Source organism: Nostoc sp. UHCC 0302 (genome assembly GCF_038096175.1).
Taxonomy (GTDB): Bacteria; Cyanobacteriota; Cyanobacteriia; order Cyanobacteriales; family Nostocaceae; genus UHCC-0302.
The window spans coordinates 2,086,194-2,100,737 of sequence record NZ_CP151099.1 but is presented as its reverse complement, the minus strand read 5'-3'; the positions used below and the strand labels follow the sequence as shown (position 1 = coordinate 2,100,737).

General features: G+C 38.1%; 9 protein-coding genes. 4 read left to right on the top strand and 5 right to left on the bottom strand.

Going from position 1 to position 14,544, the window contains the following annotated elements; genetic code table 11:
- The first annotated feature begins 7 nt into the window (after positions 1-7).
- The 3 genes from WKK05_RS08770 to WKK05_RS08760 all read left to right on the top strand — a co-directional run bounded on the left by WKK05_RS08770 (position 8) and on the right by WKK05_RS08760 (position 5,832).
- Positions 8-3,943, top strand: a complete 3,936-nt coding sequence (locus WKK05_RS08770; RefSeq protein ID WP_341529357.1) for a hypothetical protein — start codon at positions 8-10, stop codon at positions 3,941-3,943.
- 74 nt (positions 3,944-4,017) lie between these two features.
- Positions 4,018-5,172: a tRNA-dependent cyclodipeptide synthase gene (locus tag WKK05_RS08765; protein ID WP_341529356.1), complete on the top strand. Its 1,155-nt coding sequence runs from the start codon at positions 4,018-4,020 to the stop codon at positions 5,170-5,172.
- Positions 5,173-5,328: 156 nt separating this feature from the next.
- Positions 5,329-5,832, top strand: a complete 504-nt coding sequence (locus WKK05_RS08760; protein WP_341529355.1) for a hypothetical protein — start codon at positions 5,329-5,331, stop codon at positions 5,830-5,832.
- 36 nt (positions 5,833-5,868) lie between these two features.
- On the opposite strand, the gene ppsA is transcribed toward WKK05_RS08760, so the two are convergent.
- Positions 5,869-8,325: a phosphoenolpyruvate synthase gene (ppsA, locus tag WKK05_RS08755; protein WP_341529354.1), complete on the bottom strand. Its 2,457-nt coding sequence runs from the start codon at positions 8,323-8,325 to the stop codon at positions 5,869-5,871.
- Positions 8,326-8,685: 360 nt separating this feature from the next.
- Between ppsA and WKK05_RS08750 the strand changes: the two genes are divergently transcribed.
- On the top strand, positions 8,686-8,826 hold the full coding sequence (locus WKK05_RS08750; RefSeq protein WP_341529353.1) for a hypothetical protein: 141 nt from the start codon (positions 8,686-8,688) through the stop codon (positions 8,824-8,826).
- Positions 8,827-8,971: 145 nt separating this feature from the next.
- On the opposite strand, the gene WKK05_RS08745 is transcribed toward WKK05_RS08750, so the two are convergent.
- The 4 genes from WKK05_RS08745 to kaiC form a co-directional block, all read right to left on the bottom strand.
- Positions 8,972-11,896, bottom strand: coding sequence for a PAS domain S-box protein (locus WKK05_RS08745; protein WP_341529352.1), 2,925 nt, complete (start codon positions 11,894-11,896; stop codon positions 8,972-8,974).
- A gap of 195 nt (positions 11,897-12,091) precedes the next feature.
- On the bottom strand, positions 12,092-12,451 hold the full coding sequence (locus tag WKK05_RS08740; RefSeq protein ID WP_341529351.1) for a circadian clock KaiB family protein: 360 nt from the start codon (positions 12,449-12,451) through the stop codon (positions 12,092-12,094).
- The gene (locus tag WKK05_RS08735) at positions 12,448-12,777 is read right to left on the bottom strand and encodes a circadian clock KaiB family protein (protein ID WP_341529350.1); all 330 of its coding nucleotides are present in this window, start codon (positions 12,775-12,777) and stop codon (positions 12,448-12,450) included. Before WKK05_RS08735 ends, WKK05_RS08740 begins: the two co-directional genes overlap by 4 nt.
- A gap of 27 nt (positions 12,778-12,804) precedes the next feature.
- Positions 12,805-14,517 (bottom strand): circadian clock protein KaiC, encoded by a 1,713-nt coding sequence (gene kaiC, locus WKK05_RS08730; protein WP_341529349.1) that lies wholly within the window; start codon positions 14,515-14,517, stop codon positions 12,805-12,807.
- Between the last annotated feature and the right edge of the window lie 27 nt (positions 14,518-14,544).

The window sequence follows — 14,544 nt, the reverse complement described above, 5'->3', positions numbered from 1 at the left end:
GAAAATTATGTACTGTGATAGCATTGAGATTCCTGCACCCTACAAAGGACTAATTCCTTATTCACAAACAGATAAGTTGTTCTTCTTTGGGCGAGAAAAAGAGCAACAAATAGTGATTCAAAATTTGTGGGCTTCAAGGCTGACAGTTGTCTATGGGGCTAGTGGTGTAGGTAAAAGTTCGCTCATGCGGGCGGGTGTTGCTTATAATTTGCGTCAAGCTGCCTTGGAAAACCAAGAAACAACTGGTAAGCCAGGGTGGGGTGCGATCGTTTTTCCTCCACTGAAAGGCGAATTAGATGATAGTTTGTCTTGGCAAGATCCACTGACAGGGATCAAGAAACAATTGGAAGCAGAAATAACTAGTCTTTTCGATACTGAATCACCACGTGAAATTAAGCAACAATTTGAGCAAGCACTCAAAGCTATTACTAAAAATCCAGAACAACCTTCTTTTACCGATATCTTGAAGGCTTGGATAGAGATTGTTCACCAAGAAGATGAGAACGGTAGGTTATTTATTATCCTAGATCAGTTCGAGGACTATTTTGATTTCTTCAACGATAGTGTTCAAGACACCTTCGCTGATGAATTTTCTCAAGCTGTTAATAACTCTAGTTTGAATCTTCATTTCCTCATTTCTATTCGTGAAGATGCCCTGTCTAAACTTGACCATTTTAAAGGTCGCATCTTCCGTAACTTATTAGACAATCGTATAGCAATCAAACATCTGAACCGCCAATCAGCACAGGATGCAATTGAGAAACCAATTGCTGAATATAACCGACAGCAAACTATCCTTGATAACTTGTGTAAATCAAAGTTAACCGTACTCTACGGTGACAGTAGTGCAGGTAAAAGTACAATTTTGCGAGATGGTGTTGCTTATTATCTGCATCAAGCAGCAGAACAAAATATGCAAACATCTGGCAAGCCAAAATTAGCAGTTACCCTATTTAATTGTTGGTATGAAGGCAAACCATTAGATAATTTATTGTTGCAAATTAAGAAATCTATTAAAGATATAGTAAATATCGAAGTTCCTCACTTAGATTTATCATTTACTGACACTTTACAGGCATGGACAAAGCTTATTAATATTGATGAGAGTGCTAAGATCTTCATTATCCTTGACCAGTTCGAGGAATACTTAACCCCTTCTCCTACAGATAAAACACAATTATTTTTAGATGAAATTTTTCGTGCAATTAATCATCCAGAATTAAATATTAATTTGCTCCTTTGTCTTCACAGCAATACTATTCAAAAACTTAATATCTTTAAAAAAGATATAGTTAAATTATGCCCGTATTACTTACACATATCCTCAAGTTTTGTCAAAAAAGAACCTATTGTAGATAATTTGCTCGATTCTACAATTATTCAATCTATCAAAGATGAATTAGTCAGTATTGAACTAGACTTAGTTACAGCAGTTTTGGATGATATAGCTCTTTCGCAAGCACAGTCAGAACAGAGGTTTGAAACTCCTTACCTCCAACTGGTAATGCTGCGTCTATGGAAACAGGAAATAAGTGGTGAATCTCTTTCTCACAGCCTAGAAAAACAAAGCTATATAAACTTAGGCAAATCAGAGCAAATTGTCCAAGATCATCTCGATCAAAAGCTGGAAGATTTCAAGACTGATTTCAATATTGATACTTCTTATCGTCTCTTTTACTACTTAGTTACACCATCTGGTGATAAACTTGCTCTCAAAGCCAAAGATTTATGTGATTACGTTAACGCAGAACCAAACCAAACTGAAAAACTTGAGATAGAAAGGGTTTATCAATGGCTAAATAAACTTAGTCAAGGCGAGGCTCGAATTATCCGCCCACTAGCTGCTGATTACTATGAAATTTTCTTAGATGTTTTGGCTAAAGCAATCTGGAAGCGGCTACAGCGTCAACGCAAAATCAAACAAATTGAGCAGATGGCGAAAGATGCTTTGCTACAATTTGAGTCTTCTGAGTTAGAAGCATTACTGACAGCGATGCGTGCTGGACAAGAGTTTCAGAATAACATTCAAGATGGACTGTTACCCCAAAATTGTCACGCTCCCCAATTAAAAGCTACATTGCAGAAGATTCTTGACAACATCAGAGAGGAGAATCAATTTCAAGCACACCCAACAACTATCTATAGCGTCAATTTCAGCCCTGATAGTGAGTATTTAGCTACTGGCTCAGAAGATAATACTGCCCGTTTGTGGGATTTACAAGGTCACTTAAAACAAGAATTCAAAGGTCATCAGGGCTGGGTTTATTGCGTCAGTTTTAGCCCCAATGGTAAGTATTTTGCTACGGGTTCGACTGACCATACTGCCTACCTGTGGGACTTACAGGGTAACTTAAAACAAGAACTCAAAGGTCATCAGGGTTGGGTTTTGAGTGTCAGTTTTAGTCCTGATGGTAAATATCTTGCTACTGGCTCTGCCGACGGTACGGCCCGCCTATGGGACTTACAAGGTAATCAGATTGGTGAATCTTTCCAAGTTCATAAGGGCTGGATTTGGAGCGTTAGTTTTAGTCCACCGGATGGAAAGTACCTTGCTACTGCCTCATCTGACGGTCATGTCTGCTTATGGGATTTACAAAATAACTCTTGGGATAAATTTCTAGTCAATGGGGTTACAGTTTATAGCATCAGTTTTAGTCCTGATGGAAAGCACTTTGCTACTGCCTCATCTGATGGTACTGCTCGCCTATGGGACTTGCAAGGCAAGCTACAGCAAGAATTTATAGGCCATCAGTGTTGGGTATATAACGTCAGTTTTAGTCCCGATGGTCAGCACCTTGCCACTTGCTCTGCTGACGGCACATCCCGTCTGTGGGACTTACAAGGTAATCAATTGGCTGTATTTAAAGATCATAAGGGCTTTGTTTGGAGTGCCAGTTTCAGCCCCGATGGGCAACACATCGCCACCAGCTCTGCTGACGGCATAGTTCGCCTGTGGAACTCAAGAAACAAGCATTTAGCCAAATTCAACGGTCATAAGGGCTTGGTTTGGAGTGTCAGTTTCAGCCCAGATGGACAGATGCTAGCCACTGGCTCATCTGACAAAACTGCCCGCCTGTGGGGCTTACAAGGCAATGCTATTGGTAATCCTTTTCAAGATCATGATGGCCCTATCTTGAGTGTTAGTTTTAGTCCCGATGGACAGAAACTGGCCACTGGTTCAGAAGATGGTACTGCCCATCTGTGTGATTTACAGGGCAATTTACTACAAGAATATAAAGGTCATAAAGGCTGGGTCTGGAGCATCTGTTTTAGCCCAGATGGTAAGTATTTTGCTACTGCCTCATCTGAGGATGGTACAGCTCGCTTGTGGAACTTGCAAGGCAACTTACTACAAGAATTTAAACACAATAATCCAGTTTGGAGCGTCAATTTCAGTCCGGATGGACAGATGCTAGTCACTGGTGCTGCCGATAATACTGCCCGCCTATGGGATTTACAAGGTAAGTTATTACAACAATTTAAAGGTCACAAGGGCTGGGTTTGGAGTGTCAGTTTTAGCCCCGATGGACGGATGCTAGCCACTGGTTCTGCCGATGGTACAGCCCGCCTGTGGGATTTGCAAGGTAAGTTATTACAACAATTCAAAGGTCACAAAAACTGGGTCTGGAGTATCAGTTTTAGCCCCGATGGACAGATGCTAGCCACTGGTTCTGCCGATGGTACAGCCTGTCTGTGGGACTTACAGGGGCAATTAGTGCAAGAATTCAAAGACCATGAGGGAGCGGTTTATAGTGTTAGTTTTAGCCCCGATGGACAGATGCTAGCCACAAGTTCTGTAAATGGAACTGTTCGGCTATGGTCAATTGAAAATTTTGAGCGTCTTTTGGCAAGAGGGCGTAATTGGCTCAAGGACTATTTTGCCAACAATTCTCATAATCGAAAAGATTTAAAGGTGTGTGACAACACAGATAGTTCTTCCTAGTTTAACTTTTGTTATGGTTATATTAAGTTGATATTTAAAAATTTGATTTCTTAATAAATTACCTTACTTTGCTTATGTCTATCCAGCAACTTCAAGAATTCCTCAATTTTCACAAAATTAAATATAAAACGATTCATTATTCACTTGCTCATACGTCACAAGAACTTACAACATATAAATATACGTTAGGAATGGATTTAATTGAAGCTGTACTAGTAGAAATTGACGGACAAAAAATAGCTGTGACTCTTTTACCAGCCAGTTTACAAGCCAATGTAGGCTCTCTCCAAGCAGCTTTAGATATAAACAAAGGTAGATTACTTCAGCAGAAAGAATTTGAGCATTTATTCCCCTATTGCGAATTTGGGACACTTCCTCCCTTCGGGGAACTTTACAATATGGAGGTTTTTTGGTGGCAAGATTTAGCTAAAAATCAAGAGGTTGCATTCTACGCTTATTCTTATGCTCATTTGGTTAGAATGAAGTATGCTGATTTTGAAAAACTAGTCAATCCTCACAAGGGCATAGTATTTTCGACTAGACCAAAATATCGGGTAGAAATTGCAGCAGTTATCCCACAAGTTGCTAGGCATGAACTTGATATATATGAACATTGTTTTTTAGGGATAAGTTTAGAAAGTAAAAATTTTTCCATAGCAAGATTAATAGGAATGACGGATTGGATTAGTAAACATTTTAAAAAATGCACTGTTTTGATTGGTGATAGCATACATCGAATTACTTTACAAATAAATCAAGGTTTAAATGAAAAACAGTCCCTTAACAAGGCACTAATTTTAGGAAGAGAGTATGTAGATAATGCAAGTTATGTTTTTGATAATTACACTGCTAACTGTCTTTTTAATGTAATCTTTTGCTCAGAAATACAAAAAACAGAAGATTATTTTAAATATTATGAACAATTAAAAAATATTATTAGACAGAATGAGAATTTTGCCAATTCAGTTAAATCTTCTGTGAAAGAGTTTGTCCTTCGGCACTTTGAACAAAATACTGAAAATTTTGATAGTTATGTAGAATTGTCATCTAGATATTTACTCGAAGAATTAGCTATTTTTGCCTGTCTTGTTAAAGACGACTTATCAATAATGATTTATCCAGGCTCTTTATTAAAGATTTTAGGAGAAATTGCCGAAGGGCATTATTCTGGTGTTCCCGATAGCCTAAAAAAAATTATCCATGTTTCTTTACATCTTAAAGGTAGATGATATTGCTAGTCTTATAAATTATCAATACTGCCAAAAATTTTAATATTAATAAATGGAAAATAATTTAAATGGCCAGTAATTACAGGTTAAAAAACAACCAGTATTTTCATTTTTAAATTAACTCTATTTTAGTCTCAGTGAACTCAGTATTCACCAATGTCTACACCACCATCTACTGAATCTCATTCGAGTCCGCTAGATGATTTTGAACTAGATTTGCTCAAACAGGAATACTTTTTTCTGCAAACTACTATCGAAGACTATAATAAGCAGATTTGGATCATCAAAGCGCTGGGTATTACTGGTACTAGTGCTGTTTTAGGATTGATGTTAAAAGAAAAACAAAATGCCATTACCATTGCTATTATGGGTTGTGCTATACCCATATTTTTCTGGATTCTTGAAAGTCAATGGAAACATTTTCAGCGTGGTTTTTATCCCCGCATTGCTCAAATTGAGTCCATTTTCATTAATACTTATGGTTTGTTGAGTCCTAAAATCTACGGGAGTTGGACTTATACTTTCAAGCGCAGTCCAACTCCCCAACATAAAGGTTATCTGTGGGATGGTTTGCTGAATCGTAGTGTCTGTATCAGCTATTTGCTAGAGATTGCCTTTCTCTTGATCATGGCTGCGATCGCTCCTAATTTTGCAAAATAATCATTATACTCACTGTGGCTCAGGAGATAGCTATGGCTAAATTACCTGACTAGAACTACCTTCTTCCGTACTTGCTATTTTTAAAAGAGTTTTCAATACAGAGTCAGGGTTAAGGCTGATAGAATCAATACCTTGTTGAACCAAAAATTGAGCAAATTCTGGATAGTCACTGGGTGCTTGTCCACAAATTCCTATTTTGCGCCCGTGCTTTTTAACTGTGGCTATAGCTTTGGCAATCATCCGCTTCACAGCTTCATTACGTTCATCAAATAAATGCGCTACTAATTCAGAATCTCTATCTACTCCTAATGTTAATTGTGTCAGGTCATTCGAGCCAATTGAGAACCCATCAAAGATTTCACAAAACTCATCAGCCAATTGCACATTACTTGGTAACTCGCACATCACATAGACCTGCAAACTGTTTTCTCCCCGCACCAAACCATGCTTTGCCATCTCTGATAGCACGCGCTGACCTTCTTCGGGAGTACGACAAAATGGAACCATTAAAATTACATTAGTTAAACCCATGTCATCACGTACACGCTTCATCGCTAGACATTCCAAAGCGAAGCCTGCACGGTAGCGTTCATCGTAGTAGCGAGAAGCACCACGCCACCCCAGCATCGGGTTTTCTTCTTGGGGTTCAAACTGCTTGCCGCCTAAAAGGTTAGCATATTCATTACTCTTGAAGTCTGACAGGCGCACAATCACAGGTTTAGGATAAAAAGCAGCTGCGATCGCGCCAATACCTTGAGCTAGTTTATCGATAAAGTACGCGGTTTTATCTTCGTATTGGCCAGTTAACTCGGCAATCTGAGACTTGGCAAACTGATCTTCTAATTCATCAAAGTGAATTAATGCTAGTGGATGTGTCTTAATATGATTAGCAATAATAAATTCCATTCGTGCTAATCCCACTCCATCATTAGGGATAGCAGCATAACTCAATGCTTCTTCTGGATTGCCCACATTCATCATAATTTTGGTATGAGTATGGGGCAATTTCTCCAATGCTAATTCTGTTACTTCATAGGGCAATAAACCTTGGTAAATTTTGCCAGTTTCACCTTCTGCACAGCTAACAGTAATTTCTTGCCCTGTTTTCAATACAGTGGTGGCGTTACCACAACCAACTATTGCCGGAATACCTATTTCTCTAGCAATAATTGCACTGTGGCAAGTACGCCCACCTTGGTTAGTGACAATTGCACTAGCACGTTTCATAATTGGTTCCCAGTCGGGATCGGTGCGATTTGTGACTAGCACTTCTCCAGGTTGAAACTGGTTAATTTGATGCACATCTAAAATCACTCTGGCTTTACCTTGCCCAATCATCTCACCCACACTCCGCCCTGTACTCAACACTTCACTCTTTTGGTGTAACTGATAAGTGCGGAGAACATTTTTCGATTTCTGAGATTGTACTGTTTCGGGACGCGCCTGCACGATAAAAAGTTCATTGGTAATACCGTCTTTTGCCCACTCAATATCCATTGGTGTGTAGACACCACGGACTTGTGAGTAATGTTCTTCAATAAGGCAGCAAGCTTGGGCTAATTGTAAAATTTCTTCATCACTAAGGGCATATTTTAGGCGATCGCTTGCCGCAACACGTATATTTTTGGTCAATTTCGATCCCCCAGTATCGTAGACCATTTTGATTTCTTTTGTACCCAGTCGCTTTTCTAAAATTGGGCGATATCCCTGCTTTAGGGTAGGTTTAAATACTAAATACTCATCAGGATTTACTGCACCTTGTACTACATTTTCTCCCAAACCATAGGCAGCAGTAATCAATGCTACATCTTGAAAACCTGTTTCAGTATCAATTGAGAACATCACTCCAGATGTTGCCAAATCAGAACGCACCATTTTTTGTACGCCTACCGAGAGGGCTATGCTAAAGTGGTCAAAGCCTTTGAGTTCACGGTAGGAAATAGCACGGTCAGTATAGATTGAGGCAAAGCACTTATGGCAAGCTTCTAGTACACCTTGCAATCCGTGGACATTGAGGTAGGTCTCTTGCTGTCCGGCAAAGCTAGCATCAGGTAAGTCTTCTGCTGTGGCGCTAGAACGGACTGCGACATCAGTATTAGTACCATATTGTTCTTCAAGGTCTTGATAAGCTTGAGTAATTGCTTGTTGCAATTCTAGTGGAAATGGAGTTTGTAGCATTAAAGCTCGTACTTGCTTTCCAAGAGAATGGAGATTGTTCACATCTTCTATATTTAAATCTGCAAACAATTGCCGTAATTTAGGTTCCAAACCTGCTGAAGAGATAAAATAATGATAAGCATAAGCTGTAGTAGCAAAACCTGTGGGTATCTTGATACCTTTAGGTACAAGCTGCTGAATCATTTCTCCCAAAGAAGCGTTCTTGCCACCTACTAGAGATATATCTGCAATTCCAACTTGGTTTAAAGGTAATACCAAGGCGTTTTCTTGGGAAAATTGATGAGTAGTTTGTTGATTAACTAGTGCTTCTGGCATGGAAAATTTCCTTTTATCAAGCTAATCGCGAGGGTTATAGTCGTCTCAATAAGGTTCGGTTAGCTTGTTTATCGCTCAAAGAAAAGATCCCCCCAACCCCCCGATAAATTGGGAGGCTATTTTCCTCCTTTACTTCCTTAAAGGAGCTATATTCTTTAATTTACCCCTTTTTAAGGGGGTAGCCGTAGGCGGGAGGATCTTATGCGAACCGTATTGATAGTCATCTCACACTTATGGTTATAGAAAGATTATTTGAGGAACTTGTGAGGGTGTGGCTAAATAATCTACAGAAAAATACTGCAAATATAGATAAGTTGGCGTTGCATAATAAGAATATGAATGGCATTGCTGAGTAAAGATATGAATTTGTATCACGCAGAGGAGCCACTGCGTTGCGCGGGTTTCCAAGGCACTCCGTTGGACGGCTTTGCCGGCTTGAAGGAAGTGCCGCCGCGTTGTAGCAAGTGGCGTCGCGCAGAGGCACAGAGAATAAGAGTTTGAGAGTTTGAATTTTTGACTTTCATACTCAAATTCAGCAACGCCAGGAATTTTAATGTAGTGGACTGTCTAGACTAAAATGTTCCATTGAATTTTTCTTGACGGCTCACTTACGAACTAGGATTTTATTATGATAAAAAAGACAAAATTATAAAGGTAGCCTTAAGTAAAAAATACTACCTGCTCCTATTTGACTTTCAACCCAGATTTGCCCGTTGTGTTGCTCTACTATATTGCGACAAATAGCCAGGCCTAAACCTGTTCCACCTTGCTGACGAGAATCGGAAGCATCCACTTGATGAAACCGCTCAAAAATAGATTCTAACTTGTTAGCAGGAATCCCTCTACCTTGGTCTTGTACCTTAAATAATGCATCTGAAGCTTGACCATCTTTTGTTTTGATTTCTTCTACTGTTATTAATACATTAGACCCTTTAGGTGAAAACTTAATCGCATTACTCAGCAAATTTGTTAGTACCTGGATAATCCGATATTTATCAACTGTTAATTCAATGGATTGAGGTAAAACTGATAAATTAACCCCATATTCATTAGCTATTAATTGCATTAATTCTGTAGATTCTATTAATAACTCAGTAGCATTAGTTTTTTCTTTATTTAAAGTGAATTGTCCTGATTGCAACCTTTCTAAGGTTAGAATATCATTTACTATTCTGACTAAGCGTTCAGAGCTGTCTGACACAATTTGAATGATCCGCTTAGCCTGTTCAGAATCAAGCTTTACCAAACCAGTTTTCAATAAGCTTAAACCTCCTTGGATCGAAGTCATGGGGGTACGTAATTCGTGACTAACAACTGAGATAAACTCATTCTTGATTTTTTCTAATGCGTAGCGTTCTGTAATATCTTCACCGATGCTCATCGTACCTAATTTTCTGCCTTGTGAATCTCGTAGTAACGTATTGTTCCAAGCAATTACGCGTTCTTCTTTAGATTTCGTAATAATTGGATTCTGGTAGTGAGAATGTAATTCTTCCTCTAACGTTTCTACAAAAACCTTTTGTATATTATCTTGCTGATGCTGCGGAATAAAATTGGCAACCCATTCTTTACCTAAAATTTCTTCTTGCGTATACCCACTCAATTCTAAAAAGAAAGGATTGATATATTCAACTTTACCTGTTCTATCAAGTCCGATAACTAACAACTGCACATTTTCTAATAAGCTACGCCAACGGCGTTCTGCTTCACGTAGTTGAGCTTCAGTTTTTGTTTGTTGGTTAATAGTTGCTGTCAGAATGTTGATTAATCTATGTAAGTGTGAATTTGCTTGAGATAATTCAGTAGTTCGCTCTGCAACTTTAATTTCTAATTCTGCTTTTGCTTGTTGCAAAGCAGCTTCCGCTTGCTTGCGTTGGGTAATATCTAAACAAGTACCAAGCATCCGTATTGCTGTAACTTCGTCGTCATAGATACATTTTCCTTTTCCTGCAATCCAATGAATGCTACCATCAGTCCAAATAACTCTGAATTCTACATAATATTCAGAGTTATTGTCTTTAGCATCAATTACTTTTTGGTGAATTGCTCCTCTATCTTCAGGATGGAGGCAGGCGAGAAAAGCTTCATAGTTACCAGCAAAACTACCCGGAGTTATACCAAATAATTGCTCTTGACGGCTTGACCATTTGAGATGGTTAGTCAGAATATTCCAATCCCAAGTTCCCATCTGAGAAGCTTCTAAAGCTAATCTTAAATGTTCCTCACTTTCTTGTAAAGCAATCTCAGTCTGTTTTTCTTTAGTTATTTCTTTTAAAAAAATTGATATACCTTCCAAAGAAGGATAAATGCGCTTTTCAAACCAGCGTTGGCTCGATGAATAAAATTTTTCTACTTGAATAAAACGTTGCTCATTTAAAGCTTGTAAATAATCATTATAAGAATTATGACTAAGTATGTAGGGAGATTCTTGCCAAATATTTTTACCAATTAAATCCTTTGCTTTCTTCCCAAAAATTTCTGCTGCTTTTTGATTAACATAGGTGTAGCACCAATTAGTATCGATAGCTACAAAAGCATCGCTAATGCTCTCTAATATATTAGATAAACTATTTTTGGTTGCTTCTGCTTCTGCACGAGCAGCTTGTTCACGGATTACCATCTCTGCTATTTTTTCTTCTATCTGTTTGCGCTCTGTGATATTTGTCAGCGTCACTACACTACCAATATGTTGCTTGTCTAAATTTAATAATGGAGCCGCACTCAACAGTAAATGAAATTCGCTACTATCTTCGCGGTTTAAGAATACTTCTACTCCTTGAAAACATTGACCTTGTAGCAAGCTAGATACTGAAAATACTTCTTGCTTTTGCTGGCAATTTGCTAATTGATTGGTAAATAAACACTCTTCTATTTTTTGATAGCCGCTGCAACGATGACATTGCAGCGGAAACGACAAATCAAATTGTTGAAATAATGGATTCTTCCCACACAGTTGCTGTGCTACTTGATTAGCACGAATAATTTGCCAACTTTGATCACAAACAATAATAGCTTCGGCTGCTTGTTCGAGAATAGAGTTTGCTAGTCTTTCAGCCGCTACAATTTCTGCATTACGTTTTTGCTCGGTTAAGTCGGTTACTACTATGCAAGTAACGGCTACGTCATCTATTTGCAATGGCTTAAAAGACAAATAAATAGGTATTTGAGTTTCATCCTCAGCAATTAAGTAAACTTCTCCTCGACAAAATTCCTGCTTTGCTTGGCGAAATAATCCTTGAAATACCTGTTTTTCTTGTGGCGCTATGTAATCTTCAAAGTTAGAGCCGATTACTTTCTCTAGTGGCTTTTTGAGCATTACCGCTAAAGGGTGATTGCAGTAAAGAATTGTTCCATGCTCATCTATAGTCACAGCGCCTTCATGCATCTCTTGCAAAAAAGCACGGTAAGGATAATCAGTATCTTGCAAAGTGAAAATTCGTTCTTCTTGAGGGCTAGATATAACTAAAGCATCTACCTCTCCCATTCTAATAGCTCTAAATGTCTCTTCTAAGACCTGTATTTGATTACGTAGAGCTATATTTTCTAGTTCAAGTTCTTCGCGTGTTTTCACTACAATCACCTATTCACCGACTAATTACTAATTCGTAGTTCGTAATTGATGGTACAATACCCTCAACTCGTTGATAGATAAAAATAACTTTCCCGTGTATTTCCTACCTATAGCTTTAGCAATAGAGGAATACTTAAAAGGTATAGTTGTTCAGTTACCAATAATTTTGAGCTATCTTTGAATCTCAGGATTTTTTCAAGAAATATCTAAAGCAACGATCACCTTATCAACATTTGTTAAATCGCCAATCAACTGTTGTAAAGGTGGCGGAAGCTCTTTGATTAAAGTAGGCACAGCAAATATATGGTCTTTTTCTAAAATCTCAGGTTGTTGGTATATATCAATAATTTCCATTTCATAGCGTCCTTTTAAATATTTTTCACAAATTCTTTTCAGCATTTGAATAGCACGCATTGATCTAAGGGTATTGCCAGCTACATACAAACGTAAAACATATTTTTGTATGTCTGTATTTGCTAGCGCTTTTTCAAAATCTTCGGTAGATTCTATAATTAGTTCATGCGAACTATCGTTAGTTTGGTTTGAATTATTCATGGCCACTCTTCTGTAATATTTAATTTACGTAAATCTAGCCCTACTAAGACTTTTTCAGTATTAGATAAGTCTCCAATTATTTGCTTAACAGGCTCAGGTAATTTTCTCACTAAAGTTGGAATAGCTAATATTTGATCCCCTTTAGCTAATTGGGGATTTTCTATGAGGTCAATTACTTCAATACGATATTTACCCTCTAGGTATTCTTCACAAATTTTTTTCAGATTGGCAAATGCTTTTAAAGACTTAGGAGTTTGTCCAGCTACATATAGCCGTAACTCCCAAATTTCTTCTACTGTATGGCTAGATTGAGATAGGGGATTCATATATTTAACCGTAACAAAAATCTCTATTCATGTGTCAGCTTGGCGCAAATGTAATCTTTGTTTTTGTTCATCTAATAAAACTTGTTCTTGTGTCTTTTCGAGAGAAATTAACCTTTCAATTTCTTTCTTTTCAATTTCAAATTGAGCTTGTATAGCTTTGACTTGTGCTTCGGTCAGTAAACGTTTACGTTCAATCTCACGCTGTTTTTGCTCAATTTTTTGTTGGCGGGCCATAGCAGCAGATTTGTCTTTAGCTTCTTGTATAATTCTTGCTGTACCTGTGAGTACACCTTCCGTCCCTAAATACACATCTAATAACTGTAGCCCTTCAGTAGTTAAAATAAATTCTCGTACTTGATTAGAGTGTGACATACCGCGAGATTTAAGTACATGAATTAAACGATTGCGCTCACCATTACTCTCTACAGTTCGCAGCAGTATCCAAGTATCAGCTAATGAAGAAATCCCTATCTCTGTATATTCTACAAAAGCACTATTAGCTTCATTTAAATTTGTAAAAATTGTTGTGATATTTTTTGTTTTCAGATAATCTATCAGGCGCATCATAAAAGATTTCATCTGAATATCGCTACTACCATAAGTTAAGTTAGATATGGGGTCGAGAATGACTGCATTAGGTTGAAAGTCATTAACTGTACTCAGCATATTCACAAGGTGCATTTCTAAACCATAAAACGTTGGGCGTAAGGCTTGGAATTTGAGTAATTTTTTATTAACCGCAGTCTCTAAATCGATACCAATAGAACGCATATTGCGAATAATCTGTTGGGGAGATTCTTCAAAGGCGAAATAAAGGCATTTTTCTCCTCTTTTACAAGTAGCATCAGCAAAATGAGCGCAAAATGAACTCTTACCAGTTCCCGCCGTACCGGAAATTAAGATACTGCTACCACGAAAAAAACCTTGTCCTCCCAACATGGTATCGAGGCGTTTGATACCACTAGGTATCCATTCGGTTGTGACTGGATAATCTAAGCCGACAGAGGTAATTGGGAGAACGGAAATACCATCTTCCTTAATCAAAAATGGATACTCGTTTGAGCCGTGCCTAGAACCACGATACTTAATAATTTGTAACCACCGGGTTGAAAGTTCATTACTGACACGCTGCTCTACGCGGATGACACAATCTGAAACATATTCTTCTAAACCATGTCGTGTGAGGCTATTCTCTCCACTTTCACTGGTAATGATAGCTGTGACACCTTTGGTTTTAAGCCACAGAAATAATCGCCGTAATTCGGCTCGCACGATCGCAGCGTTATCTAAACCACCAAATAATACTTCTAGTGTGTCGATGACTACTCTTTTAGCTGCGATCGCATCAATTTCATAGCCTAATCTAATAAATAATGCTTCTAGGTCATATTCGCCTGTTTCTTGAATCTGACTGCGCTCAACTTGAACGTGGTCAATTACTAATTTTTTTTCTTTGATTAGTTCTGCTACATCCCACCCCAAGGAAGCAACGTTTTGGGTTAACTCCTCAGCAGTTTCTTCAAAGGCCATAAATACGCCTGGTTCATCAAATAAGGTAGCACCCCGTACCAAAAATTCCATTGCCATCAGTGTTTTGCCACAACCTGCTCTACCACAAAGTAGTACTGGTCTTCCTTGTGGTAACCCCCCATAAGTAATTTCATCTAAACCTTGAATACCAGTTGGGCATTTAGCAAGCATTGTAGGTTTTAGCTGTGTATTATTTTTTTCTTTATTCATATCTCACCTAAATGCTTATTTGAGAGT

Excerpts from the sequence above, each read along its gene's own strand:
- WKK05_RS08770 (WP_341529357.1), top strand. The coding sequence starts at position 8 with ATGTACTGTGATAGCATTGAGATTCCTGCACCCTACAAAGGACTAATT.
- WKK05_RS08765 (WP_341529356.1), top strand. The coding sequence starts at position 4,018 with ATGTCTATCCAGCAACTTCAAGAATTCCTCAATTTTCACAAAATTAAA.
- WKK05_RS08760 (WP_341529355.1), top strand. The coding sequence starts at position 5,329 with ATGTCTACACCACCATCTACTGAATCTCATTCGAGTCCGCTAGATGAT.
- ppsA (WP_341529354.1), bottom strand. The coding sequence starts at position 8,325 with ATGCCAGAAGCACTAGTTAATCAACAAACTACTCATCAATTTTCCCAA.
- WKK05_RS08750 (WP_341529353.1), top strand. The coding sequence starts at position 8,686 with ATGAATTTGTATCACGCAGAGGAGCCACTGCGTTGCGCGGGTTTCCAA.
- WKK05_RS08740 (WP_341529351.1), bottom strand. The coding sequence starts at position 12,451 with ATGAATAATTCAAACCAAACTAACGATAGTTCGCATGAACTAATTATA.
- WKK05_RS08735 (WP_341529350.1), bottom strand. The coding sequence starts at position 12,777 with ATGAATCCCCTATCTCAATCTAGCCATACAGTAGAAGAAATTTGGGAG.
- kaiC (WP_341529349.1), bottom strand. The coding sequence starts at position 14,517 with ATGAATAAAGAAAAAAATAATACACAGCTAAAACCTACAATGCTTGCT.